A 24,304-nucleotide genomic window follows, 5' to 3' on the forward strand; every position below is an offset into this window, starting at 1 on the left:
TCGACTCGCCAGCCCCCCACCGATCGCCGACGGCTCGCGCTGGGAGACCGCGGAGACCGCAGCCCGGTCAGGGCTTGAGACCCCGATCGACGGCCATCGCGGCGCCCACGATTCCCGCGGTGTTCTGCAGGGCGGCCGGAACCACCTTGGTGTCGTTCGTCAGGTACGGAATCCACTTGTCGGCCTTACGGCTGATGCCGCCGCCTGCGATGAACAACGACGGCCAGAAGAGCGCCTCGTACTCCTCGAGGACCGTGCTGACCTTCTTGGACCACTTCTTGTACGACCAGCCCTTTTCTTCCTTCACGCGCGAGGACGCCTGATGCTCGGCTTCCTTCTTTCCGACGATGAGGTGACCGAGCTCGGTGTTCGGTACGAGCGTGCCATTGACCAGGATCGCCGATCCGATGCCGGTGCCGAACGTCAACAGCATGACAACGCCGTCGACTCCGCTTCCGGCTCCGTGTGCGTCCTCCGCCATTCCGGCCGCGTCCGCGTCGTTGACGACCGAGAGAGCACGCCCCCCGAGGTCCTTGGCGAAGAGCTCGTAGGTATTCGTGCCGATCCACCCCTTGTCGATGTTCGCCGCGGTGCGCATGGTTCCGTCGGTGATGACCCCGGGAAGCGTGATGCCAACGGGCCCATCCCAGTTGAAGTGGCCGACGACCTCGGCGACACCCTTCGAGACCGCTTCGGGTGTCGCGGGTTTGGGGGTGAGCACCTTGTAGCGTTCGCCGACGAGCTTGCCGGTCGTGAGGTCCACGATTCCGCCCTTGATCCCCGACCCCCCGACATCGACGCCGAACGCGCGGGGTCCGGCGGAATCTTTCGCAGAGGTGGATGAGTCGGTCATGGCGGCTTCCTCTCTCGGGGGATCGCGGTGTCCGCGACCGTGCGATATTCAGGCTATCGAGGGGTGACGTGCAACGGGCGGACGTTGTCGGAAATCGTGTCGCACGGTGACGATCACGTGACCGGCGAGTGACGGTATGCCGGCACCGGGTCGGGCACAGTTGCCCGCAGGGTCGAGCAAACGTCACCGACATGGTCGCGCGAAGGTCAACTGACATGATGGTCTGGTGAACATCCCACGCGAGAACGCCGATACGGCCCAGACCATTGCAGGCGTCGACGTGGAGAAGCTCGGTGAGGTGGCATTCGAAGTGGCCACCGATGCGGCTCGCCATGTCCGAAGGCGACGTCCGGAGTTGTTCGGGCGAACCGGAACGGCGCCGGGAACGGGCAATGACGTTGTCCCGTCGGCGGTGTCGACGAAATCCACGCCGACCGATCCGGTGACGCTCGCCGACACCGAATCCGAGGAACTCATCCGCGCGCTGCTGAAGCGGCTGCGCCCGGACGACGCTGTTCTCGGCGAGGAGGAGGGCGGCTCCGTCGAGGTCCCGTCCGGTGTGCGCTGGGTGATCGATCCCATCGACGGGACGGTCAACTTCCTCTACGGCATACCCGCATACGCGGTGTCCGTGGCAGCCCAAGTCGACGGCAGGTCGGTCGCCGGTGCTGTCGTCGACGTCGCGCGTGATGTGGTGTACACGGCGACGCTGTCCGGTGGCGCGTACGAGGTTCGCGACGGCGTGCGCACGAGGCTGCGTGCCAATCCGATCTCGCGAGTCGACCTCGCGCTGGTCGCGACCGGATTTGGTTACGACGTCGAGCGTCGACGCGCACAGGGCGAACTGATGTCTCGGCTGCTTCCGCGGGTTCGGGATATACGTCGAATAGGCGCAGCGGCGCTCGACCTGTGCATGGTGGCCTCGGGTGCGGTTGATGCGCACATCGAGCACGGATTGAGTCCCTGGGACTGGGCCGCCGGTGCGCTTGTGGCGGCAGAGGCGGGCGCGATCGTGCGGACCCCGCCGCCGGATTCGCGCTCAGCCGACGGCGACGCCACGGTTGCCGTCGCGCCGGGCATCGGCGAGGAGTTCTTTGCGCTGCTCGATGAGATCGGTGCGCTCAAGCCCATCGTCTGAGCGACCAATTGTCCTGTCTGTCAACAGGGTTGGGCGTGAACCGCTCGTACCACTCCGGGATCTGCTCCGGTCTTCGGGTTGTGCGGATCGGCTGACCGGAGAGCTTCGAGGGCTGCCTGCGTGTCCTGTGACTGCTCACGCGCTTTGTAGTACTCGCCGAGTGCGACGTCGACCGAAGTGCCTGTGCGCCCATCGTCGACGAGTTCAGCGCAGGGGATCGCGACCCAGACCGACGCCGCGGCAGCCTTACCTGCGGGCCCGAATCGGATCTGTGCCACGCAGTCGAGGTCGTGGTTGGGGTACAGCGCGTCGTCGGCATATGCGCCGTCGGGAACGGGATTGAAACCCTGGGCGGTCAGGTCGTCGGAGACGGTCTGAGCCTCGCCGCGCTGAGTCGATGCGTTGAGCACGCGCACCTGGAATGTGGAGAGCGCGGCGGGTGCGACGTTCAGCATGTCGTCACGACTGACGACGGTGAGCTTCGGTGTTTTCGCAGACGCCGCTGCGGGGGCGTTGGCGGCAGGGGGTGCCACGACCGATGAACTTGCCGGGGTGGGCGCGTTGCAGCTGGTCGGCGTCGCGTCCGCGGTCGAATTCGACAGCGCGACCGCCCATGCGATCACACCTACGACGAGCAGGATGACCGCGACGATGATGGCCGGCCGCGCGTGCCGACGTCGGTAGGGGCGTCCCTTGTCGTCGGTCGGGTAGCCGACCGTAATCCTCGAGACCACCGTTGACCCTGCTCCTTCTCGTATCCACGCATACCTGCGCCTGCCGGCGCCGGGAGCCCAGCGAGCAGGACGAGTTCACTGTAGAGGGTTCGCGGGCGTCGATGTGTCAAGCACTGAGTGTGCGAGTCGGAGCTCACCGATACCCGGGTGATGAATCACTCGGGAATGAATCGGCGTAGCCGTGATGTTGACCGCGGACAAGCGATGCACTACAGTTCGGGCGCCCCGTCCTAGACGTGGATGGACCAGCCTACGGATTATGTGATGCACATCACATAAATCTGTTTGGTTGGGGGTAACGAATTGCAGGCGCCACGAGTTGTTGTGACGTCGGTGAAATCCAAACCCCCGACAGGCATCGTGCTCATTGGTCGACCGGCCACAAGCCAGTCTTCCTCGGCTCCAACTCCAACCAAGTAAGGCACACAATGGCTACTGATTACGACGCGCCACGGCGTACGGAGACCGAAGACCTGAATGAGGATTCGCTCGAAGAGTTGAAGGCTCGTCGCAGCGAAGCCCAGTCGTCTGCGGTCGACGTCGACGAGACCGACACAGCCGAGTCGTTCGAACTGCCCGGCGCTGATCTCTCCGGAGAAGAGCTCTCCGTTCGTGTGATCCCCAAGCAGGCTGACGAATTCACCTGCAGCAGCTGCTTCCTCGTCTACCACCGCAGCCGTTTGGCTCGGGAGAACGGCAGCTCGCTCATCTGCGTCGACTGCGCCTGAGTGCTGCGCGGCGTGCCGGTCTCCGGCACCGCTGCGCCGCTCACGACTGTCGGTGAGTCGCGGACTGAGCGCGGGCATCGACTCGCCTCGCAGAGTTAACCCTGTTCGCGTTAACTCTGTTCGCGGTCCGAGTGCTCGGGACTCACCACACTCGTCGCGCTGGCATCGGGAATGTCCAGTGCGGCGAGCACCTTCTCGGGATGTCTCGTTGACACCAGCCAGTACGGCGTCGGGTCATCGGGATCGTCCAACACCAACAACACCATTGTCTTGATCCATGCGTGATGCATGAGGAACGCGGCCGGGTCGAGCTGTCGGCCGAGTGCCGCGCTCTTGGCCGACGCCGGAATGCTCGCGCCGCGCGCGATCACCGAATTGGGCAGCTGCGCCTTGCCCGCGTGCAGGACACCGTCGGCGTCGACCCTGATCTGGGTACGCCCCATCGACCACAGCAGAAATGCACAGAGCAGACCGACCGCGATGTACCCGACGAAGCTCCACGACGAGCGATGCGCCGAGAGTTGGATCTCGTATCCGGCGACGGCTGTCACCACGGTTGCCGCCGGCCACCACCACAGGGGCACACGCAGGCGTTCGCTGTAGCGGTCTGCTGCCGGATCGGCAGGTCCTGACGACCGGGACCCGGTCTCCTCGGGTGGTTCGGATGAGCTCACATGCTCAGCGTAGTCTGCGTTCGTGACCGTAGAATCCACCCCCGGCGCTGCGGCGATCGGTCCGATCCCGGTGAAGCGACTCGATCCGGGTATTCCGTTGCCGACTCGCGCTCATCCCGGCGACGCGGGAGTCGACCTGTGCTCCACCATCGATGTCGAACTACCACCGGGACGCAGGCAACTCGTCGGCACGGGGATCGCCGTGGCACTGCCATTCGGAACAGTCGGGCTGATTCATCCGCGGTCGGGACTCGCGGCCCGCGCGGGCTTGTCGATCGTCAACGCCCCGGGAACCATCGACGCCGGGTACCGCGGGGAGATCAAGGTCTGTCTCGTCAACCTCGACCCGTCGGAGACGATCAGCATCGTCCGCGGGGATCGCATCGCGCAGTTGCTGATCCAGCGGATCGAACTAGCCGACTTCACCGAGGTCGATGAACTCGACGAGACGGCACGCGGCGAGGGTGGCTACGGATCGAGCGGTGGACACGCCATACTGACGAGCGGGGGCCCTGTCGATCCGGCCACAGTCCACACGAACAGCGGATCGGATACCGCAGGCGACAACGCGAACGAGGAGAACCCCACGTGATGGCACGAGACCCCGAGTCGACTTCGAACGCATCCGACCAGCCACTGCTCATCGGACAGGCGCGCGGACCCTACGACATCACCGAACTCGACACCCCTGCCGAGGATCTGGAGAAATCGCACCTCGACCTCGGTGCCGTGCTCGTGCCAGTCGTCGAAGGCGGGCAGGTCACCGTCGAGATGACTGCCGATCATCAGCCAGAGGCCGTCTACCTGGTCACTCCGTATGGACGGCTCACCGTCGCGGCCTTCGCGGCACCCAAATCGCCGGGGCTGTGGCGCGAGGTGGTCGGTGAACTCGTCGACTCACTGAAGAACGACGGCGCGGCCACGAGCATCGAAGACGGCCATTGGGGTCGCGAGATCGTCGCAGAGGTCCCCGGCGGCAGCCACCGCTTCATCGGCGTCGACGGCCCGCGCTGGATGGTTCGGTTGGTGGCCAGCGGACCGACCGAGACCGCTTCCGAGCTTTCACAACTTTCCCGTGCCGTGCTTGCCGAGTCGGTGGTACGTCGAGGCACTGAGCCCGCACCGCCACGCGAGATGCTGCCGCTCGTGCTCCCGCCGGTGCTCGCCGAGCAGGTCGCTGCAGCACAGCAGCAGATGTTCGCCGCAGAGGGTGGCGAGGTCCCGCCCGGCGTCGAGGTCCCCGACGGCGCGGTGACAGGCGCGGGCGACGACGTGCAGCCCGCGCAGCAGGCAACCGTCACGGAACCGAGCGGCGCGGCAGACGACGCCGCGTTCGCCACCGGTGACGACGTCGACTCCGCCGACGATCAGCCCCGTTCTGCCGGCTCGGCCATGCAGCGTTTCCGTCGACGCCGCTGACCTCGCTGACATCTGCGCGCCGCTAAGGGCGTCGAGCACCGGGGGCTGGTGCTGGAGTGACCAGCAGGCGCAGCCATGCCCGTGCGCACGCTGTCCCGAGCACCGAGGGATCGGTGCCCCACTGACTCAGTCCGACGTCGACGACCTCCGCGAACGGCGCGGCCGCCGACCACTCCTCGGCGATGTCGCGGGGATGGAGCGGATCGTCGACCGCAGCGGTGATCGCAAGCGGCACAGTCAGTGTGGAGATCTCGTCCGGCGTCGGCGCCACGCACTGCGACGCTGCGCGCAGTTGTGCGACGAGGTCGCGAGACTGCGCGCGCCACGACCGGCTCAGCTCGACGCCGAGCCACTCGGGACTCGTCGACACCATCGTCGCGATCGTTGCGTCGAGACCGTCGCGCTCGATGGCGTCGGCGGTGAGGCGGGCGCTTGCCGCGGCGAGCGATCCGGACGGTCGGCCGCTCCAGGGCGGCAGGGCAGCCAAGACCCCGGCACAGGTTCCGGTCCCTGCATGTGCGGACTGCCTGTCCAGCGCCCAGCGCAGCGCAGTCACCGCACCGATGGACACGCCGCCGACCAGGACGGACTCGTGCTCACGCGCCGCGGAGTCGAGTGCGCGGATGAATCCGGGGATGAGGTCGGCAGTCGGCTTCACTGCGATGAGTTCGACGTCGAGAAGTCGGGAAGCCGGTCCGAACGCCCGTCGAATGTAGTCGTCGTCCGACCCTGTTCCGGGCATGGCGATCAGCGCGGTCGGTGCTGGTGGGGGCACGGTGTCAGCCAAGGGCATGAACCGATGATGCCGCGCGTTGTAAGTGGTGAGCGCAGAGGTCTAGGCTGACCGAGAGCGGCTCGGTTGGTTCAGCCCGATACGCCGAGTCCGAAACACCGATCGAGCCCGAAACACCGATCGTGTCACAAGCACGACGCCTACTTGGAGGTTGTGATGCCCACAGCCGGTTATCTCAAGCGACTGACCAGGCGGCTCACCGAAGATCTCGGAGAAGCCGACGCGGAGAAGATCGCGGCGGAGTCGGCAGCCACCGGCGCACAGCGCGCGGTGGAGTGTTCGCGCGGCGACGAGGTCACGATGCATGGTGAGTTGCGCGCTGTCGAGACCTGTTCCCGCACCGCGAAGAGTGGGGTCAAGGCCGAGTTCTTCGACGGAAGCGACGTCGTCTTTCTGAAGTGGATGGGACGCAACCGCATCCCCGGTATCGAGCCGGGTCGGAAGATCACCGTGAGCGGGCGTCTCGGCGAACACAACGGCACCAAGGTGATCTACAACCCCGATTACGAGTTGCATGGCGACGGAGAAGACTGACAGTCCCGACGCCGCGTCGGAAGTCGACGCAGCCGAACGGTCAACCGCGACCGTTCTCGGCCAGCTCGGCGGAGTATCCGGTCTGATTTCGTCGATGATCCCGGTCATCGTGTTCGTGGTCGTCAACGCTGCATTCGGCGTGACGGCGGCCATCGTCGCGGCATTGTGTACGGCAGCACTGGTTGCCGTTGTCCGCCTGCTCCGGCGCGATGGACTCGCACCGGCGGTCTCCGGCTTTCTCGGCGTAGCGATCTGTGCGTTCATCGCTCATCGCGTCGGTGACGCGAAAGGCTACTTTCTACTCGGCATCTGGACGTCGCTGGTGTACGCGGGTGTCCTGCTCGCTTCGATCCTGGTTCGGTGGCCGCTCATCGGCGTGGCCTGGAACTACGTCAACGGCGCCGGAACGCAGTGGCGCAGCAACCGCAGAACGTTGATCGCCTACGACATCGCCACGGCGTTCTGGGCGCTGGTGTTCGCGGGACGCTACCTCGCACAGTCGTCGCTCTATGACAGTGGCGACACCGGTTGGCTGGCAGTGGCCCGGATCGGAATGGGCTGGCCTCTCACCGCGCTCGCCGTCGTGGTGACGGTGTTGCTTGTCCGACGCGCCTCGCGCGCCTCACTTACATCAGCCGACCGAAATCAGCCGACCCAGATCAGTTGACGTGCATCGCCGCGTGGAGAGCCGGTTCGACGTCGACTGCCGCGACGAAGACGAGTTCGTCTCCGCCTTCGAGCGGATCGTCGCGCTCGGGCACGATGACGCGGCCGCCACGGATGATGGCCACCAGCGCGGCATCGCGCGGCAGGTCGATCTTGCGTACCGGCTTTCCCGCCAATGGGGTGTCCGGCGGCAGCGTGAGTTCGACGAGGTTGGCCTGGCCCTGACGAAATGTCATGAGGCGCACCAGATCTCCGACCGAGACCGCTTCTTCGACCAGCGAGGCGAGGAGTCGAGGTGTCGAGACCGCGACGTCGACGCCCCAGTCCTCCCCGAACAGCCACTCGTTGCGCGGATCGTTCACGCGGGCGACCACCCTGCTCACCGCGAACTCGGTCTTCGCGAGCAAGCTGACCACGAGATTGGCCTTGTCGTCTCCGGTCGCCGCGATCATCACGTCGTAGGACTGCAAACCGGCTCGTTCGAGGTTGGCGAGCTCGCAGGCGTCCGCGAGTAGCCAGGTCGCTCCCTGGACCGCGTCGACGTCGATGTGGCTTGCGAGGCGTTCGAACAGGGTCACCTCGTGTCCAGCCGCGATGAGTTCACGGGCGATCGAGCGACCCACTGCGCCTGCACCGGCGATGGCGACTTTCATCTCTCTCCTCTAATCGGCGTGAGCCAGGGGTGCTGCGACCAGCGCGCGTACTCCGGCAAGATCGTCGAGGCGGACCGACGCGAACACGATGTCGTCTTGTTGCAGAACGGTTTTGGCTTCGGGGAGGATCGGTTTGCCGTGTCGGTTCAGAAACGACAAGCGAGCGCCGGAAAGCTCTTGAAACTTCACCGACGTGATGCCGATCCACGACTCGTGGATGTCGAGCTGGGCGATTGCGATGGTTCCCGACGGATCGCGCCACTCCGTCGTGGTCGACGTCTCGCCGAGTGCCGAGACGAAACGCTCGGTCGTCCACGGCACCGTCGCGACGGTCGGGATGCCCAGTCGCTCGTATACCTGGGCGCGCTTGGCGTCGTAGATTCTGGCGACGACGCGCGGGACGTCGAAGGTCTCGCGGGCGACGCGCGCGGCGATGATGTTGGAGTTGTCGCCCGACGACACCGCAGCGAACGAGTCGGCCTGCTCTATTCCGGCACGGGTGAGTACCTCGCGATCGAATCCGACCCCGACGATCTGTTCTCCGGTGAAGTCGTCGGACAGTCGTGTGAACGCCGCCGGATCGCGGTCGATGATGGACACCTGATGTCCGCGCTTCTGCATGGCCATCGCCAGGGACGATCCCACTCGTCCGCACCCCATGATGACTACCCGCACATCGATCCTCTCGTGGGTTCACTGCTCGTCGGGCGCGGTGGAGCGTCGACGCAGGCGACTGCCGCCGATTGTCCGCGCGACTTGAACCTACCCGCACCATCAGCCCGGCGACATCGGGCCACGCGAACTGGTCGCGCACGCAGCGATCATGGCCACCTGATCGACCACCCCGGGGCCGTAGTGGCCCTAAACGAGCGCAAGGTCTTAGTGTTGCGTGGTGTCCACCGTGTCAAAGGCGTCTGTTGCGACGAAACGACTGCTCCTCGGCAGGCCGTTCCGTAGCGACAAATTGGGCCACACGCTGCTGCCCAAGCGGATCGCACTGCCCGTATTCGCCTCTGACGCGATGTCGTCGGTCGCCTACGCGCCGCAGGAGATCTTCCTGGTGCTCTCGGTTGCCGGCCTCAGCGCCATGACCCTTGCCCCCTGGATCGCGATCGCCGTCGCGGTCGTGATGGCGGTGGTTGTCGCCAGCTACCGACAGAACGTCCACGCCTATCCGTCCGGTGGTGGCGACTACGAGGTGGCAACCGTCAATCTGGGGTCGTCGGCGGGTCTGGTCGTCGGCAGCGCCCTGCTCGTCGACTACGTGCTGACCGTCGCGGTCTCCATCTCGTCGGCCGCGGAGAACATCGGTTCCGCCATCCCGTTCGTGCACGAGCACCGGGTGTGGTTCTGTGTGGCGGCGATCGTGGTGCTCGCCGCCGTCAACCTGCGCGGCATCAAGGAATCCGGTTCGGTGCTGGCCGTTCCGACCTACGCGTTCATCTTCGGCGTCATCGCCATGCTCGTGTGGGGTGCGATCGAGATCTTCATCCTCGGTCGCGACGTCCGCGCCGAGACCGCCGATTTCGACATCCGGGCGGAGAACACGCATCTCGCCGGTGTGGCGTTCATCTTCCTCATCGCGCGCGCATTCTCGTCGGGTTCGGCGGCCTTGACCGGCGTCGAGGCCATCAGCAACGGCGTGCCCGCCTTCCAGAAACCGAAGTCGCGGAACGCCGCCACGACGCTGCTCATGCTGGGAACAATCGCGATCGTGCTGCTGCTCGGGATCGTCTGGCTCGCCGAGCGGGTCGGCGCCAAGTACGTGTCCGACCCGGCTCGCGACCTGATCGGCGCGCCACCCGGCTATCAGCAGGAAGCGCTTATCGCACAGTTGGCGCAGGCCGTCTTCGACAATTTCCCCGTGGGGTTCTACTTCGTGGCCGTCGCCACGGCGCTCATCCTGATGCTCGCGGCCAACACCGCGTTCAACGGATTCCCCGTGCTCGGTTCCGTTCTGGCGCAGGATCGCTTCCTGCCCCGACAGTTGCACACGCGTGGCGACCGCCTCGCGTTCAGTAACGGCATCATCTTCCTCGCCGTCGCGGCGATCGCATTCGTCGTGGCATTCGGCGGCGAGGTCACCGCGCTCATCCAGCTCTACATCGTCGGTGTGTTCGTCTCGTTCACGCTGAGCCAGGCGGGCATGGTTCGGCACTGGACGCGGCTGTTGCGACACGAGACCGATCCGCGTGCACGGCGTCGGATGAAGCAGTCGCGGATCATCAACTCCGTTGGCCTGGTGATGACGGCTACCGTCCTGGTCGTCGTGCTCATCACCAAATTCACTGCCGGGGCATGGATCGCCATCCTCGCCATGGTCATCCTGTACGTACTGATGAAGCTGATCCACCACCACTATGCGTCGGTGCAGCGAGAGCTCGAGCGGGTCGAAGCAGAAGAAGACCAGGTTCTTCCGAGCCGCACGCACTCGATCGTGTTGATTTCCACGCTGCACCTTGCGACCAAGCGTGCGTTGCTCTACGCCCGGGCCACGCGGCCGGACGTCCTCGAGGCCATCACGGTCAACGTCGACGACCGCGACACGCGAATACTGGTGTCGCAGTGGGAGGAAAGCGACATCAAGGTGCCGCTCAAGGTGATTGCGTCGCCGTACCGTGAGATCACCAGACCGGTGATCGAGTATGTGCGTCGGGTGCGGCGCGAGCACCCGCGAGACGTGATCACCGTCTTCATCCCCGAATACGTTGTCGGGCACTGGTGGGAGCAGATTCTGCACAACCAGTCGGCGCTGCGACTCAAGACGCGTCTGTTGTTCGAACCCGGCGTGATGGTCACGTCGGTGCCGTGGCAGCTCACGTCGTCGGACCGACGTCGCGACGACCTCGAGTACAACGCTCCCGGCGACACTCGGCGAGCGTTGGGTGGCCAGTGAGTTCGACGCCGCAACCACCCCTGACCGCGCCCGTCGTGACCGTGCGGGTTGATCGCCCGGCCAACGGGGGAGACGCCGTGGGCCGTCTCGACGACGGACGAGTGGTGTTCGTGCGTGGCGCCATTCCCGGGGAGACGGTCGCGGCGCAGGTCGTAGACACCCGAGCGGAGTCGTTCTGGCGCGCGGAGGCGATCGACATCCTCGACCCTTCGCCGCATCGCGTCGACATGATCTGCCCGGCGGCCGCCCACGGCGCAGGCTGCTGCGACCTCGCCTTCATCGAACCCGGCCATGCCCGGACATTGAAGGCGCAGGCACTCGAGGACGTCCTCGTGCGGGTCGGCCGTTTCGCCGCCGATCGTGTCCACGACTGGTGCGCCGAAGACGCGAATCCCGATGCGCCACCCGCGATCGGCATCCGTTCGCTGTCCGACGACGCCACGGGCTGGCGCGTGCGGACGCGTCTCGCGGTGGACGATGCCGGTCGAAGCGGACAGCACCGATTCCACAGCGGCGACCTCGTCGTGGGGGTCGACTGCGTGCAGCCGGTCGCAGGTCTGCTCGACGGACTCGACGACCGCCGCTTCACGCCAGGTGCAGAGTTGGCGATCGTCGCCGACGACGCCGGCCGCAGGCACATCACCGAGCTCGCTCCGGCGGCGCCGCCCCAACGGCACTCCCGTCGCGATCGAGGCAGAAGTGCCGCGCAGCGTCGTCGACGTAGCGTCGAATCACGCAGGGCAACAACGGTACTCGAAGGCGACGCCGCCGCACGCCACCGTGTGGGGGAGCGGGAGTGGTCGATTCCGGTGACGGGCTTCTGGCAGGCACATCGAATGGCACCGACCCGCTACGCGCAGACCGTCGCCGAGTTCGTCGCTTCGACCGACGTCTCGCGACCCGCCACCTGTTGGGACCTCTACGGCGGTGCGGGCGTCTTCGCGGGCGCTCTGATCGACACGCTGGACACCGGTGAAGTCCATATCGTCGACTCCGACGCCGCCGCACTGGCCGCTGCGGACGCGGTGTTCGCCGAGGAGGACTCGTCGGTCGCCACCCACCGCGGCGAAGTCGCCGACGTGATCGAGTCGTTGCCGGCCCCGGAAGTCGTCGTCCTCGACCCGCCGCGAACCGGCGCAGGCACCCGAGTGATCGACAGGATCGTCGCCGCCTCGCCCCAGGTGGTGGTGCACGTCGGGTGCGACGCCGCGCGATTCGCGCGTGACCTCGCGTTGTTCACCGAACGCGGGTACGCCGTCACCCGGATGCGGGCGTTCGACGCTTTCCCACTGACGCACCACGTCGAAGCGATCGCGCTGCTCGTGCCGAACGCAGCCGTCGGTGTGTGACCAGTTCGCGGTTGTGGTGAGTCAGTGCACTGCCGCGAGGTCCGTAGACTGTTCGACACGACCGCGACAAGCCCGCGCGGTCGGTGTGCGTAGTAGGAGGACTCGATGAGTGTGCTCGAGCGGATCTCTTCCCCGGCCGATCTCAAGGCGTTGTCGCCGGACGAGGTCGTGGTGCTCGCAGGGGAGATCCGTGAGTTCCTCATCGAGAAGGTATCGGCGACCGGCGGCCACCTGGGCCCGAATCTGGGTGTCGTCGAGCTGACTCTCGCGCTCCACCGTGTCTTCGATTCGCCCGTCGACCCGGTGATCTTCGACACGGGTCACCAGTCGTACGTGCACAAGATCGTCACCGGACGCGCCGCGGGTTTCGACGAGTTGCGTCAACGCGACGGACTCACCGGGTACCAGGACCGCGCCGAGAGCGAGCACGACTGGGTCGAGTCCTCGCACGCATCAGCGGCACTCAGTTACGCCGACGGACTGGCGAAGTCGTTCGCTCTGACCGGTCAGGACCGCACGGTCGTCGCGATCGTCGGCGACGGCGCGCTCACCGGCGGAATGTGTTGGGAGGCGATCAACAACATCGCCGATTCGGACCGCTCGGTCGTCATCGTCGTCAACGACAACGGGCGCTCGTACGCACCGACCATCGGCGGCGTCGCCGCACATCTGTCGGGTCTGCGGCTACAGCCAGGCTACGAGCGCTTCCTCGACGAGAGTCGTCGTGTGATGCAGATGTTGCCCGTTGTCGGCGGACCGGCATACGCGGTCCTGCACGGTATGAAGAGCGGGATCAAAGATCTCCTCGCGCCCCAGCAGATGTTCACCGATCTCGGACTGAAGTACGTCGGACCCGTCGACGGCCACGATGTCGAAGCACTCGAAGCGGCGTTCGCGCGAGCACGATCGTTCGGCGGTCCGGTCATCGTGCACGCCGTCACCCGCAAGGGCAACGGCTATATTCACGCCGAGAATCACGTGGCCGATCAAATGCACTCGACGGGTGTGATCGATCCCAAGACCGGCCGCGCCAAGTCGGTGTCGGCGCAGGACTGGACGTCGGTGTTCTCCGCGGCGCTCCTCGAAGCCGGTGCGACGCGCCCCGACGTGGTCGCGATCACCGCTGCGATGCCGGGCCCGACGGGGCTCGCACCCTTCGGCGAGAAGTATCCCGACCGGATGTTCGACGTCGGCATCGCCGAACAGCACGCGCTCACCTCGGCGGCGGGCCTTGCACTGGGCGGGATGCATCCCGTCGTCGCGATCTACTCGACGTTCCTCAACCGCGCATTCGACCAGCTCCTCATGGACGTCGCGCTGCTGCGGCAGCCGGTCACCCTCGTCCTCGACCGTGCAGGGATCACCGGACCCGACGGCCCCAGCCACCACGGCATGTGGGATCTGTCGCTGATGGCGATGGTTCCGGGTCTGCGCGTCGCCGCACCGCGCGACGCCGTCCGTCTCCGCGAAGAATTCGACGAAGCGCTTGCCGTCGACGACGGTCCGACCGCACTGCGCTTCTCGAAAGGCGCTGTGCCCGAAGACATTCGCGCCGTGGAGCGTCTCGACGACGGCGTCGACATCCTGCGTCGGTCGTCACCCGGCGTCGGGGAAGCCGCGGGCGACGTGCTCATCGTTGCCGTCGGCGCGTTCTGCGGTCTCGCTGTCGACACCGCAGACCGGCTGGCCAAGCAGGGCATCGACGCGACGGTCGTCGACCCGCGGTGGGTGCTGCCCGTCGCGGAGTCGATCGTCGACCTCGCGCGCAGGCATCGACTGGTGGTGACACTCGAAGACAGCGGTGTGAGTGGGGGAGTGGGAGCCGCAGTCAGCGCCGCTCTCTCCGAGGCGGAAGTGCCTGTGCCCGTGCAACTTCGCGGAATTCCGCAGCGCTTCATCGAACACGCGTCGCGTGGCGAGATCCTGGCCGAGCTCGGCCTGACGGCTCAGGACCTCGCGCGATCGATCACGGCCACGGTGTCGGGGATGGAAACGGTGCCAGAACTCGAGCACGCCGACGACGCGGTCGACGTGGCGCGCGATGCCGCCGGTGTCGACACGCCCGAGGTCGACCGAGGCTGACGGTAGGAGCAGACCTCGCGGTCAGCTCGTCGAATCCGACTCAGCGACAGGCGTTTCCGTAGCGGCGTTGAGTGCGTCGGCAAGAGCAACGTCGGTCAGGTCGCGCTGCCACGGTCGGGCCCCGCCCGCCGCGAGGTACGCATCGACGGCGTCCGGTGTCGCGGGCAAAGCCACTCCATCCCAGGCGAGTTGGCGTACCAGGTCGGGTGCGAGGAGATTCTCGACGGGCAGGTTGTTGCTCTCGGCGATCTCTTTGACGATCGGACGGACCTGCGCGATGCGCGCGGCGGCGTCGGGGTTGCGCTGTTCCCACCTGCTGATCGGCGGGAGTCCTACTGTCGGACCGCGTTTCGACGGCAGTTGGGATTCGGGGAGGCTACGCGCGCGATCGATCGCGCCGAGCCAGATCCCGGCCTGACGGCGTTGCCTGGGGCCGCCGAACACGGGCAGTCGGGTCAGCTCCGCCTCCGAGGTAGGCATGGCGTTGGCTGCGGTGACGATGGCCGAATCGGGCAGGATTCGGCCGGGTGCGACATCACGACGCTGAGCGAGTTGTTCACGGGCAGTCCACAACTCGCGGACCGCAGCCAACGATCGGCTGCTCTTCACGGTATGCACGTTGGCGGTCCTGCGCCATTTGTCGACGCGTGGGGCAGGGGCCGGCCGGTCGAGAACGTAGCGGAACTCCTGGCGTGCCCACTCGTCCTTCCCCTGCTCCACCAGCGCCTGTTGCACGGCGTCGCGTAATTCGACGAGCACTTCCACATCGAGCGCGGCGTAGTTGAGCCAATCGTCGGGGAGCGGTCGGCGCGACCAGTCCGCGGCGCCGTGGCCCTTTTGGAGGCCGAGTCCGAGATAGGTGGCGACCATCGCTGCGAGATTGACTTTGGGCTCGCCGAGAAGGCGCCCGGCCAGTTCGGTGTCGAAGACCGTCTCGCAGCGGAAACCGAGTTCGCGCAGGCAGGGCAGATCTTGATCGGCGGCGTGCAACACCCATTCCGGGCCGTCGAGGGCCTCGATCACCGGGGCCAGTGCCTCCGGCTCGCTGATCGGGTCGAGCAGGAAGGAGCCGGAGCCAGTGCGACGCAACTGAACGAGGTACGCCCGCTGCGAGTATCGATATCCCGAGGCGCGTTCGGTGTCGACGGCGATGGGGCCGGTTCCGGCGGCAAGGCATTCGGCGGCATAGGCGAACTCCGCCGCGCGGGACAGCACGGGCGGAACGCCGTCGGCGGGTGCGAGCAATGGTTCGACGGCCGGCTCTGCGTCGACCTCGGTGCCGGAGTCGGCGGGCCGATCGTCGGACGTACTCATCTCGATGTACTCACACCGAGCCGAGTTCGGTGATCCCGACCGGCGGCAGACCCGCGGCCGACGAGAGCACCTCGCAGAACGCCTCGAGATGGCCGCCGAGGCCGTCGGCAGTGGGAGCGGTCCATGAGGCTCGCAGTTCGAGCTGATGTGCCCTGGGCGGTCCCGCGATGTCGCCGTAGCGCACCGACGTCGTCGACGTGACCGTCCCGCCGAGCGCTGTGACGACGATTGGTTCGCCGGTCCGCGACATCTGGGTGCCGTCGCTCGACGTCGAACCCACTTCTGCGCCCAGCGCATCGGACAGCCAACTCCACGCCACCTCGGGCAGAAGTGGATCCATGGCAAGAGCGGCCTCGACCTCGGCCTGGATGTAGGCGACGAGGCGCATGGTGCCGTTCCAGGCGTCCTGGCCTGCCGGGTCGTAGAGCAGGACCAATCGGCCGAATGCGCTTCCCGACGAGTCGACCGGCACGTCGTCGTCGATATCGGGTACGCGTACCTCGGCGCCTACGGCGTAGCTGTACGGGGCGAGTCGCTGCGGGGGACGGATCGGCCCGACCTCGATATCGCGTCGGATCTGGGCGGTGTGCAGCGACTCGACCGCGGTGCGGAAGTCAGCAGGCTCCGTCGGAGCTCCAGAGGAGGTCACATCTCGACGGTAGAGTGAGGTAGGCGTGGCCGACGGGAGGCGCGCCGGGCAAGGGGGGCCTTGGTCGGCGGTGTGTCGGGTCGGCGGCGTGTCGGGTAGTCGGGGAGCTCTCAGAGTAACGCCGACCTGGTCGGCCTGCGCCGTTGTCGCACATGGCAGAGTGATTGGTGATGTCACACCCTGCCCGCACGCGCCGAAATCATGCCCAGATGCCGCTCATCGCTGCCGCGACCGGCGGCACGCCCACACGTCGCCCCGTGTGGTTCATGCGGCAGGCCGGCCGATCCCTGCCTGAATACCGTGCCATTCGCGCCGATCACGGAATGCTCGAGTCGTGCTTCGATTCGGCGATGGTCTGTGAAATCACCATGCAACCGGTGCGGCGCCACGACGTCGATGCCGCAATCCTGTTCTCCGACATCGTCGTGCCGCTCAAGGCCGCCGGAGTCGACCTCGACATCGTGGCCGGTACCGGCCCGGTCATCGCGCATCCCGTGCGGACCGCCGACGACGTGGCACACCTCCCCGCCCTCGATCCCCAATCGGTGGGTGCGATCGCACGGGCCATCGGGTTGATCCTCGACGAACTCGACGACGAGACCGCACTCATCGGATTCGCGGGCGCGCCGTTCACCCTTGCCTCGTATCTGATCGAGGGCGGACCGAGCCGCAACTACACAATCACCAAGTCGATGATGTACTCCGATCCGGAGCTCTGGCACGCGTTGATGGGGCGTCTCGCCGACATCACCATCACCTTCCTGCGCACCCAGCTCGACGCAGGAGTCGACGCGATCCAGCTCTTCGATTCGTGGGCCGGTGCGCTCTCGGATGCCGACTACCGGACGTTCGTCGCGCCGCACAGTGCGCGCGTGCTGGCCGAGGTCTCCGATTTCGGCGTGCCCCGCATCCACTTCGGTGTCGGGACAGGGGAGTTGCTCGAGTCCATGACCAAGGTCGGAGCCGACGTGATCGGCGTCGACTGGCGCGTACCGCTCGACGACGCCGCGCGCCGGGTCGGCGGACGAGTCGCAGTGCAGGGAAACCTCGATCCCACAGTGCTTTTCGCCGGCGACACGGCGGTCGACCAACATGTTCGACGCATCGTCGCCGAGGGTGAGCGTGCTGTCGTGCACGGCGCGGCCGGGCACATCTTCAACCTGGGGCACGGTGTGCTGCCGGGAACCGATCCGGATGTGATCACGCGGACCGTCGAACTGGTCCATTCGATCTGAACGCTCGCGAGGTGAGGACATGACCATCGACGTCGCCGTTGTCGGAGCGGGCATCTCGGGTCTCACCGCGGCGTTCCGGCTGCGGCAGCAGCTCGGTCCCGACGCACGTATCGACCTGTACGAAGCGGGGGAGCGGACGGGCGGAATTCTCAAGACGGTCGACGTCGGTGCTGACGGTCGGGGGTCGGTGCTCGTTGATGTCGGCGCTGAGGCGTTCATCGTGCGACGGCCAGAGGCGCTCGGTTTGGTCACCGAGCTCGGACTGGCTGATCGGGTGGTGTCGCCGACCGGGCGTCGACCCGCATTGTGGGCGTCTGGCCGATTGCACGACATGCCCCGCCCCGCGCTGATGGGGATTCCCGCAACGCCCGACGCGGTCGCCGGCCTGGTGGATCGGCCAGATCTCGAGCGAATGCGTACCGAACCCGACCGTCGGTTGGAATGGGCTCCCGGTACCGACGTCTCGGTGGGAGATCTTGTCGCCGACCGGTTCGGTCCGTCGGTGGTGTCGCGCAGCGTCGACCCGATGCTCGGCGGGGTGTATTCGAGCCTCGCCGCGGATATCGGAGTGCGCGAAGCGCTTCCGGCTCTGGCGGCACAGCTCGATGCGGGTGCGCCGAGTCTGACGGCCGCGGTCGGCGCCCTGCTGGCCAACCCGACCGCGACCGGGCCGGTCTTCGGAACGTTGGTCGGCGGGTATCGAGTCCTCGTCGAAGCGCTGCTCGACGCCGCGCGACCCGACCTCCGCCCGTGCGCGGCGGTGACCGATATCCGACGCGACGGCTCGCGATGGGCACTGTTCACGGGCGATCGGCCGGCCGCTGCCGACGCGAGCTACGACGGCGTCGTCCTGTCGACGCCGGCGTGGATGACGGGACACATGCTCCGCCGTGAGGTGCCCGACGCCGCGTCGACGTTGCTGGCGGTCGAGCGGGCGGGATCGGTGGTCGTGTCCATCACGCTGGCGCCCGACACCGCACTTCCCGACAACTCCGGGGTGCTCGTCGCCACGGGAGAAGACCTGCGCGCCAAGGCTTTCACGCTCAGCTCGCGCAAGTGGGCGCATCTCGGCGAACCCGACGCAGCGTTGTCGGTGCGTGCGTCCTTCGGCCGATACGGGCAGCCGATTCCCGGCGAGGACATCGAGCCAGGAATCGACGACCGACTGCGCGAGTGGGCGCTGGCCGATCTCGATCGAGTGTGTGCGGCCGCAGGCATCGAGCCGTTGACGGGACGCGTCGTCGACACCTTCGTGCAGCGATGGACGCTACCGCGTTACGCGCCAGGACATCTCGCGACGATGGCGAGGGTCGAAGGATCGCTGCCGTCCGGGCTGGCCCTGGCGGGCAACGCGGTGCGGGGTGTCGGAGTCCCCGCGTGCATCGGTCAGGCAGGCCGTGCCGTCGAACGGCTGCTCAGCGACCTGGAAGCCTAACCCGCTGGTCGAGCGGACGTGCGCCCAACTTCGCTGGTCGAGCGAGCGCGAGCCGTAGCGCCCAACCCCGCTGGTCGAGCGGGCGCGAGCGCCAGCGAGCTCCCGAGTCGAGACCACCCTGCCCAACTCCGCTGGTCGAGCGGGCGCGAGCGCCAGCGAGCTCCCGAGTCGAGACCACGCTGCCCAATTCCGCTGGTCGAGCGGGCGCGAGCGTCAGCGAGCACCCGAGTCGAGACCACCCTGCCCGGTTCGAGGGCGCGCGCCGGTGGCACCATTGATCCCATGAGCCGCCTCGACTACTCCGCACTGAACTCGACGATCCGCTACCTGATGTTCTCGGTCTTCGCCGTGCGCCCTGGCGAGCTCGGCGACGACCGTGACCAGGCCAAGTCCGACGCCACCGACTTCTTCAAGTCGCTGGAGGACGAGGGCGTCGTCGTGCGCGGCGTGTACGACGTGTCGGGCCTGCGTGCAGATGCCGACTTCATGATTTGGTGGCACGCCGAGCACATCGAGCAGTTGCAGGCCGCCTACAGCCGATTCCGTCGCGAGACGCTGCTCGGCCAGGCGTGCGATCCGGTGTGGAGCGCAGCGGCGCTGCACCGGCCGGCGGAGTTCAACAAGAGTCACGTGCCTGCCTTCCTCGCCGGTGAAGAAGCCGGAAAGTACATCTGCGTCTACCCGTTCGTGCGTTCTTACGACTGGTATCTGCTACCCGACGAGGAGCGTCGGGGGATCCTCGCGGAACACGGCAAGGCAGCTCGTGGTTACAAGGACGTCAGGGCCAACACGGTCGCGTCGTTCGCGCTCGGAGACTACGAGTGGTTGCTCGCCTTCGAGGCGCCGGAGTTGCACCGGATCGTCGACCTGATGCGCGATCTGCGCGCCACCGAGGCTCGCCGTCACGTGCGCGAGGAGATTCCGTTCTTCACGGGACCACGCGTCGAGGTCGTCGACCTCGTCGACGCGCTGCCTTAATTCCCGAACAAGGAGGGCACGTGGTCAAGGTCCTGGCCGTCGACACTTTCGGCACCGTCACCGATTGGCACACAGGTGTGAGTGCCGTTCTGGCCGAACAGTTTCCGACTGTTGACAGCTCGCAGCTCGCGCGCGACTGGCGAGACACCTACGCGCCGACGCTGGAGCAGATCGAATCGGGTGCCAGGCAGTGGACACTGCTGGACGATCTGCACCGTGAGTCATTGGACGCATTGCTGCGGGACTCGTACGACATCACGGCGACTTCGACGCAGTTGGACACGGCCGTCCATGCCTGGCACGTCATTCCGGGCTGGCCCGACGCCGCGGACGGGATTCGCCGCCTGACGTCGAAGTTCGTCGTTTCCGCGTTGAGCAACGGAAACGTGGCGCTACTCGCCGAGATGGCCAAGCACAACGGATTCGACTGGGACTTCCTGGGCGGCGCCGATCTGTGGCGGCACTACAAACCGTCGCCGGAGGTCTACCTCGAGATCGCGCGCCTCATGCAGGTGGAGCCGTCGGACGTCCTGATGGTCGCGACGCACGCGTGGGATCTCGACGCGGCTCGCGCGTGCGGACTGCGCACCGCCTATGTCGAACGTCCCCGCGAGTGGGGTCCGGTACACAAGGACGAAACCCCGAATCCCCTCGACGACTTCCGTGCCACCGGATTCGACGACCTGGCCGATCAACTCGGTTGCTGATCGGCCCGACCGGTCAGCCCTCGTCCGGCTCCAACGTCATGCTGATCGAGTTGATGCAGTACCGCAGGTCGGTCGGGGTGTCGTAGCCCTCGCCGGCGAAGACGTGGCCCAGGTGCGAGCCGCAGGTGGCGCACAGTACCTCGGTGCGTCGCATCCCCATCGAGTCGTCGGATCGTTCGATGATCGCGTCGCCCGCCAACGGCGAGAAGAACGACGGCCAGCCGCAGTGCGAATCGAACTTCTGGTCGCTGCGGAACAGTTCCGCACCACAGGCGCGGCAGCGGTACACGCCGGTTGTCTTGGTGTCGGTGTACTCGCCGACGAACGGCGCTTCGGTGCCCGCCTGCCGCAGCACGCGGAATTCCTGCGGGGTGAGGCGCTCACGCCACTGGTCGTCGGTGAGGTTCGCCAGTTGCTCGGGGCTCTCGGAAGCCGACTTTCCAGAAGTCTCAGATGTCATGACTCAACGGTACGAGTGTCGCATTGGCCGTGCCACTGGCCCCGTTACCGAGGCTGGCTGACAGTGCGGTCGGCCGCGGTGTCCGTGGACGACGGTGCCTCGGCGGCCGCAACCTCCGGTTGCCGCTGGAGCGAACCCTCGCCCTGTCCCCGCACGTCGAGATAGCGGAACAGCAGGGAGCAGAACACGGCGATCATCAGCAGTGACCAGCCGTAGGTGACCTTGTTGTACTCGAGCATCCAGCCGAAGGCCGTCCATTCGCGCGAGTAGAACGAGTCGAAGGTCATGCAGCCGTATATCCCGAGCCATGCCGGCCAGTTGCGGATGGTCGAGCCCGGGATCAGGACAGTCATGATCAACGGGAACAGCAGCATCGAGTAGTAGCCCTGGCCGAGCGCGCCCACGAGGAACGTCGTGGTCAGCAGCACACCCGACGAGGTGGTCAGCCACAGCAGTTCATTGGTCGTGCGGTAGTAGCGGTACAGGAACCACAGCGAGAACACGGCCATCAGAACGAACGCGATGCGCAGAACGAGCACCAGCCACGGTGCGACGCCGAAGTAGGCGCCGTTGCCCGCGATGGAGCTGTTGTAGTAGTCGCGTGCCTCGCCGAGATAGGGGAGTGTTCGGTCGATGAAGGCTTTCGGATCCGCCGACAGCGGCCACGCGATGATCGTCAGGATCAGCGGGACGCCGATTCCGGTGACCAGGATGCGCCACTGGCGGTTGAGCAGCGGGAGCAGCAGGAGGGGAGCGAGCACCGGCTTGACGGCGATGGTCAGTCCGATCGGTACACCGGCCCACCAATCCTGACGCTTCATCATCAGGAGCATGAATGCGGACATGCCAAGCAGCACAAAGGCATTGAAGTTCGTAAAGATCAGAGTGTGGGCCGTCGACTCTGTCATGAAGAAGAAGAACAGGATGGTCGGCAGCACCCACGACTTGAGTGAGTAGCCAAAGAGCTTGGTGAGAAGGATCGCGGAGATCACCAACGCAAGCACACTGACCCCGATGAAGGTCCAGCGCGCGGTCTGCGGATCCAGCACCGAGATCGGTGCCATCAACAGTGTCCCAGACGGCGGATACAGATAATGCGGGTCGACGGTGTTGAGATTCTCGTTGTAGACCGGCTGGTTGTTCATGAACCGCAACGCGGCCTGGTAGACGGGCGTGAAGTCGTCGGTCCGGTCGCCGTTGATCGCGAGAATCACCGACCGGTGGATCGCCGTCATGATCGTGAGCGGCCACAGCACCAGCGGGATGATCCGCTGCACCGTCATCTGCGGGTAGAGAATCCTGTCGAGAGAGGCCACCCGCGAACCGTACTACGAGTGGCGTCCGACACGGCGTCGGCCCCGCCGTGCCGGCGTAGGAATCCTGTGACGCGTCGGGCGGGACTCGGTCAGGTCGGGCAACCGCGTTCCGACGGCCCGCTCAGCGGTGCCTGCTTGATGTAATCGGAGACCGCGTCGGCAGCGCAGTCGCTGCGGGCGAGCACCGAGTAGCCCAGGCCCTCCCACGTCACGCTGACCGAGTCTGCGCCCGCCTTGGTCAGCACCGTGTTGACGGTCGAGATGCCGTTGCCACCGTTGATCGAATCGCCGGTGCCGTTGAGCAGCAGCGGCGGGACCGGGTACGAGTTCGGCGGATTGACCGTGGGTGTCGACGCCCAGCCGAGGCACCTACCGAGCGAGAGTGCCGAGTTGTTGCCGGTGAGCGGATTCTGCTTGCTCCAGGTCGTTGCGAGGCCGGGGATCTCGTTCTGGCCGATCGGCCCGGAGACGTCGTTGCACGCGGCGACGAGCTGTCCGTCGGATTCGCGCAACGACGCCGCGTCGTCGGCGAATCCGGAGAGGGCACGGGTGTCTCCGCGGTCGGCGGCCGCGACGGCCGATGCCACCGAGTTGATTCCGTCGGGGCTGTTGGGTGCGAGTGCGAGTGCCGTGGTGATCGCGGTCAGCGCATCGGTATCGGACATGCCGCCCAGCTGACCGTCGCGCCCCTTGTCGAGCACACTCTGCATCGTCTGGGTTCCGTTGGCCCCGAATGCGCACGAGGGCAGAGAGGAACAGCGCTGAGCGAAGGTTCGCAGTGCTGCCTGGACTCCGGTCGCCTCGTTGGCGCCGGTGTCACGGGCATTCGCGCCGAAGGGCGTCGGTGTGTCGAGGATGATGCGCCCGGTCCGACCGCCGTACTGGGCGGTGTACGCGATGACCACGTCTGACCCTTCGCCCACGCCGATCAGCCCGAGCCTGTCGACTCCCCACCGCTCACGCAGCGATTCCAGATCGGACGCCGCGTAGGAGATGCCGAAATGCAGTTGGTTCGGAGAGAGTGTTTCGGTGCAGCCGTCCGAGGCGGTCGACGCCGCGGCGGACAGACGTGTGAGCCGCGCAGATGTGTCCGACGACCCGCCCCCGAGGCCGTTGTTGCGGATCGTCGAGCGTTCGTCGCGCGTCAGGCAGTCGAGCGCGCCGCTGCGTTCGATCCCGCGCCTGTCGACTGCGACCACCGGATTGCTCGTGAGGAGTTTCTTGCCCGCGCCGCCCGCGAGGAGCAGCAGCGTGCGCGACGACGGAAGGTCGGAGCCCGAGGTCAGCACCAGAGGCGCAGCGTCGGCGGGGGTATCGGCCACCCGGGCCCGCGTCAACGCGACGTCGACGGTGTCGCCGGGGCGATCGGGGTCGATGGGGGAGGGCAGCGTGGCGCACTCGATGGTCACGCCGCTCGGCGCCGACGTCGAGTAGTCCCGTGCGACCCGGCTACCGCACTCGCGCCAATCGAGTTCGTTGCGCGGCTTCTGCAGTGCGGGGATCTGTGGCACGGCACTCGACGACGCCGGAGACTGGTTGCCCCCGCCGTCGCCCGCGGGTACGAGTCCCGGTCCGGTGTCGGGGCCGACTGCGCACGACGACACGACGAGAGCGCAGGTGGCGCCGATGACGAACTTCCAGGGGTGACGGGGTCGCCGGGGTTGTCCGTGTCGGCCTCGCGCAGATCGCAT

General features: G+C 66.6%; 24 protein-coding genes. 13 read left to right on the forward strand and 11 right to left on the reverse strand.

Annotation, left to right across the window (positions count from 1 at the left end; genetic code table 11):
- Positions 1 to 67 precede the first annotated feature (67 nt).
- Complete coding sequence (gene ppgK, locus A5788_RS07405) at positions 68 to 853, reverse strand: polyphosphate--glucose phosphotransferase (RefSeq protein WP_049697189.1); 786 nt, start codon at positions 851 to 853, stop codon at positions 68 to 70.
- 226 nt (positions 854 to 1,079) lie between these two features.
- Here ppgK and A5788_RS07410 point away from each other — a divergent pair, with 226 nt between their 5' ends.
- Positions 1,080 to 1,991, forward strand: coding sequence for an inositol monophosphatase family protein (locus A5788_RS07410; RefSeq protein ID WP_064870833.1), 912 nt, complete (start codon positions 1,080 to 1,082; stop codon positions 1,989 to 1,991).
- 20 nt (positions 1,992 to 2,011) lie between these two features.
- Here the strand turns inward: A5788_RS07410 and cei are convergent, their stop codons facing one another.
- The gene (cei, locus tag A5788_RS07415; RefSeq protein ID WP_049697191.1) at positions 2,012 to 2,725 is read right to left on the reverse strand and encodes an envelope integrity protein Cei; all 714 of its coding nucleotides are present in this window, start codon (positions 2,723 to 2,725) and stop codon (positions 2,012 to 2,014) included.
- 428 nt (positions 2,726 to 3,153) lie between these two features.
- On the opposite strand from cei, the gene A5788_RS07420 reads away from it, so the two are divergent.
- Positions 3,154 to 3,453, forward strand: coding sequence for a DUF4193 domain-containing protein (locus tag A5788_RS07420; protein WP_005173015.1), 300 nt, complete (start codon positions 3,154 to 3,156; stop codon positions 3,451 to 3,453).
- Between the two features lie 110 nt (positions 3,454 to 3,563).
- Here the strand turns inward: A5788_RS07420 and A5788_RS07425 are convergent, their stop codons facing one another.
- Positions 3,564 to 4,127 (reverse strand): DUF3093 domain-containing protein, encoded by a 564-nt coding sequence (locus tag A5788_RS07425; RefSeq protein ID WP_064870832.1) that lies wholly within the window; start codon positions 4,125 to 4,127, stop codon positions 3,564 to 3,566.
- A gap of 22 nt (positions 4,128 to 4,149) precedes the next feature.
- Between A5788_RS07425 and dut the strand changes: the two genes are divergently transcribed.
- Both dut and A5788_RS07435 read left to right on the forward strand, forming a co-directional pair.
- A complete protein-coding gene (gene dut / locus A5788_RS07430) occupies positions 4,150 to 4,719 on the forward strand; it encodes a dUTP diphosphatase (protein ID WP_064870831.1) in 570 nt (189 codons plus the stop codon).
- Positions 4,719 to 5,546 carry a DUF3710 domain-containing protein gene (locus tag A5788_RS07435; protein ID WP_064870830.1) on the forward strand — a complete coding sequence of 276 codons (828 nt, stop codon included), beginning with the start codon at positions 4,719 to 4,721 and terminating at the stop codon, positions 5,544 to 5,546. The genes dut and A5788_RS07435 overlap by 1 nt, the downstream gene beginning before the upstream one ends.
- Positions 5,547 to 5,568: 22 nt before the next feature.
- On the opposite strand, the gene A5788_RS07440 is transcribed toward A5788_RS07435, so the two are convergent.
- On the reverse strand, positions 5,569 to 6,339 hold the full coding sequence (locus A5788_RS07440; RefSeq protein WP_064870829.1) for a hypothetical protein: 771 nt from the start codon (positions 6,337 to 6,339) through the stop codon (positions 5,569 to 5,571).
- Positions 6,340 to 6,495: 156 nt separating this feature from the next.
- Between A5788_RS07440 and A5788_RS07445 the strand changes: the two genes are divergently transcribed.
- Positions 6,496 to 6,873 (forward strand): OB-fold nucleic acid binding domain-containing protein, encoded by a 378-nt coding sequence (locus tag A5788_RS07445; protein WP_005201887.1) that lies wholly within the window; start codon positions 6,496 to 6,498, stop codon positions 6,871 to 6,873.
- Positions 6,854 to 7,540 carry a DUF3159 domain-containing protein gene (locus A5788_RS07450; RefSeq protein WP_064870828.1) on the forward strand — a complete coding sequence of 229 codons (687 nt, stop codon included), beginning with the start codon at positions 6,854 to 6,856 and terminating at the stop codon, positions 7,538 to 7,540. Before A5788_RS07445 ends, A5788_RS07450 begins: the two co-directional genes overlap by 20 nt.
- Here the strand turns inward: A5788_RS07450 and A5788_RS07455 are convergent.
- A complete protein-coding gene (locus A5788_RS07455; RefSeq protein ID WP_049697196.1) occupies positions 7,533 to 8,192 on the reverse strand; it encodes a potassium channel family protein in 660 nt (219 codons plus the stop codon). The two genes, A5788_RS07450 and A5788_RS07455, sit on opposite strands and share 8 nt — an antisense overlap.
- A 9-nt stretch (positions 8,193 to 8,201) precedes the next feature.
- Positions 8,202 to 8,867, reverse strand: coding sequence for a potassium channel family protein (locus A5788_RS07460; RefSeq protein WP_064870827.1), 666 nt, complete (start codon positions 8,865 to 8,867; stop codon positions 8,202 to 8,204).
- 217 nt (positions 8,868 to 9,084) lie between these two features.
- Here A5788_RS07460 and A5788_RS07465 point away from each other — a divergent pair, with 217 nt between their 5' ends.
- The 3 genes from A5788_RS07465 (at position 9,085) to dxs (ending at position 14,519) form a co-directional block, all read left to right on the forward strand.
- Complete coding sequence (locus A5788_RS07465; protein ID WP_197494641.1) at positions 9,085 to 11,088, forward strand: APC family permease; 2,004 nt, start codon at positions 9,085 to 9,087, stop codon at positions 11,086 to 11,088.
- On the forward strand, positions 11,085 to 12,437 hold the full coding sequence (locus tag A5788_RS07470) for a class I SAM-dependent RNA methyltransferase (protein WP_064870826.1): 1,353 nt from the start codon (positions 11,085 to 11,087) through the stop codon (positions 12,435 to 12,437). Before A5788_RS07465 ends, A5788_RS07470 begins: the two co-directional genes overlap by 4 nt.
- 105 nt (positions 12,438 to 12,542) lie before the next feature.
- A complete protein-coding gene (gene dxs, locus A5788_RS07475) occupies positions 12,543 to 14,519 on the forward strand; it encodes a 1-deoxy-D-xylulose-5-phosphate synthase (RefSeq protein ID WP_064870825.1) in 1,977 nt (658 codons plus the stop codon).
- Between the two features lie 21 nt (positions 14,520 to 14,540).
- Here dxs and A5788_RS07480 read toward each other — a convergent pair whose 3' ends face one another.
- Together A5788_RS07480 and A5788_RS07485 are read right to left on the reverse strand one after the other, a co-directional pair.
- Entirely contained in the window at positions 14,541 to 15,833 is a 1,293-nt protein-coding gene (locus A5788_RS07480) for an HRDC domain-containing protein (protein ID WP_064870824.1), read from the reverse strand.
- A gap of 10 nt (positions 15,834 to 15,843) precedes the next feature.
- Positions 15,844 to 16,482, reverse strand: a complete 639-nt coding sequence (locus tag A5788_RS07485; protein WP_049697211.1) for a DUF3000 domain-containing protein — start codon at positions 16,480 to 16,482, stop codon at positions 15,844 to 15,846.
- 209 nt (positions 16,483 to 16,691) lie between these two features.
- Between A5788_RS07485 and hemE the strand changes: the two genes are divergently transcribed.
- The 4 genes from hemE to A5788_RS07505 all read left to right on the forward strand — a co-directional run bounded on the left by hemE (position 16,692) and on the right by A5788_RS07505 (position 20,837).
- Complete coding sequence (gene hemE / locus A5788_RS07490) at positions 16,692 to 17,717, forward strand: uroporphyrinogen decarboxylase (RefSeq protein ID WP_064870823.1); 1,026 nt, start codon at positions 16,692 to 16,694, stop codon at positions 17,715 to 17,717.
- A 19-nt stretch (positions 17,718 to 17,736) separates the two neighbouring features.
- Entirely contained in the window at positions 17,737 to 19,152 is a 1,416-nt protein-coding gene (gene hemG / locus A5788_RS07495; RefSeq protein ID WP_064870822.1) for a protoporphyrinogen oxidase, read from the forward strand.
- A 282-nt stretch (positions 19,153 to 19,434) separates the two neighbouring features.
- Positions 19,435 to 20,130, forward strand: a complete 696-nt coding sequence (gene hemQ / locus A5788_RS07500; protein ID WP_064870821.1) for a hydrogen peroxide-dependent heme synthase — start codon at positions 19,435 to 19,437, stop codon at positions 20,128 to 20,130.
- Positions 20,131 to 20,150: 20 nt separating this feature from the next.
- Positions 20,151 to 20,837: a haloacid dehalogenase type II gene (locus A5788_RS07505; RefSeq protein ID WP_064870820.1), complete on the forward strand. Its 687-nt coding sequence runs from the start codon at positions 20,151 to 20,153 to the stop codon at positions 20,835 to 20,837.
- Positions 20,838 to 20,850: 13 nt separating this feature from the next.
- On the opposite strand, the gene msrB is transcribed toward A5788_RS07505, so the two are convergent.
- The 3 genes from msrB to A5788_RS07520 form a co-directional block, all read right to left on the reverse strand.
- Positions 20,851 to 21,297, reverse strand: coding sequence for a peptide-methionine (R)-S-oxide reductase MsrB (gene msrB, locus A5788_RS07510; RefSeq protein WP_064870819.1), 447 nt, complete (start codon positions 21,295 to 21,297; stop codon positions 20,851 to 20,853).
- Positions 21,298 to 21,341: 44 nt separating this feature from the next.
- The gene (locus tag A5788_RS07515; RefSeq protein WP_064870818.1) at positions 21,342 to 22,613 is read right to left on the reverse strand and encodes a glycosyltransferase family 87 protein; all 1,272 of its coding nucleotides are present in this window, start codon (positions 22,611 to 22,613) and stop codon (positions 21,342 to 21,344) included.
- Between the two features lie 89 nt (positions 22,614 to 22,702).
- Positions 22,703 to 24,304, reverse strand: coding sequence for an alpha/beta hydrolase (locus tag A5788_RS07520; RefSeq protein WP_231894378.1), 1,602 nt, complete (start codon positions 24,302 to 24,304; stop codon positions 22,703 to 22,705).

Origin of the sequence: Gordonia sp. 852002-50816_SCH5313054-c, assembly GCF_001665925.1 — a bacterium.
Lineage (GTDB): Bacteria > Actinomycetota > Actinomycetes > Mycobacteriales > Mycobacteriaceae > Gordonia > Gordonia jacobaea.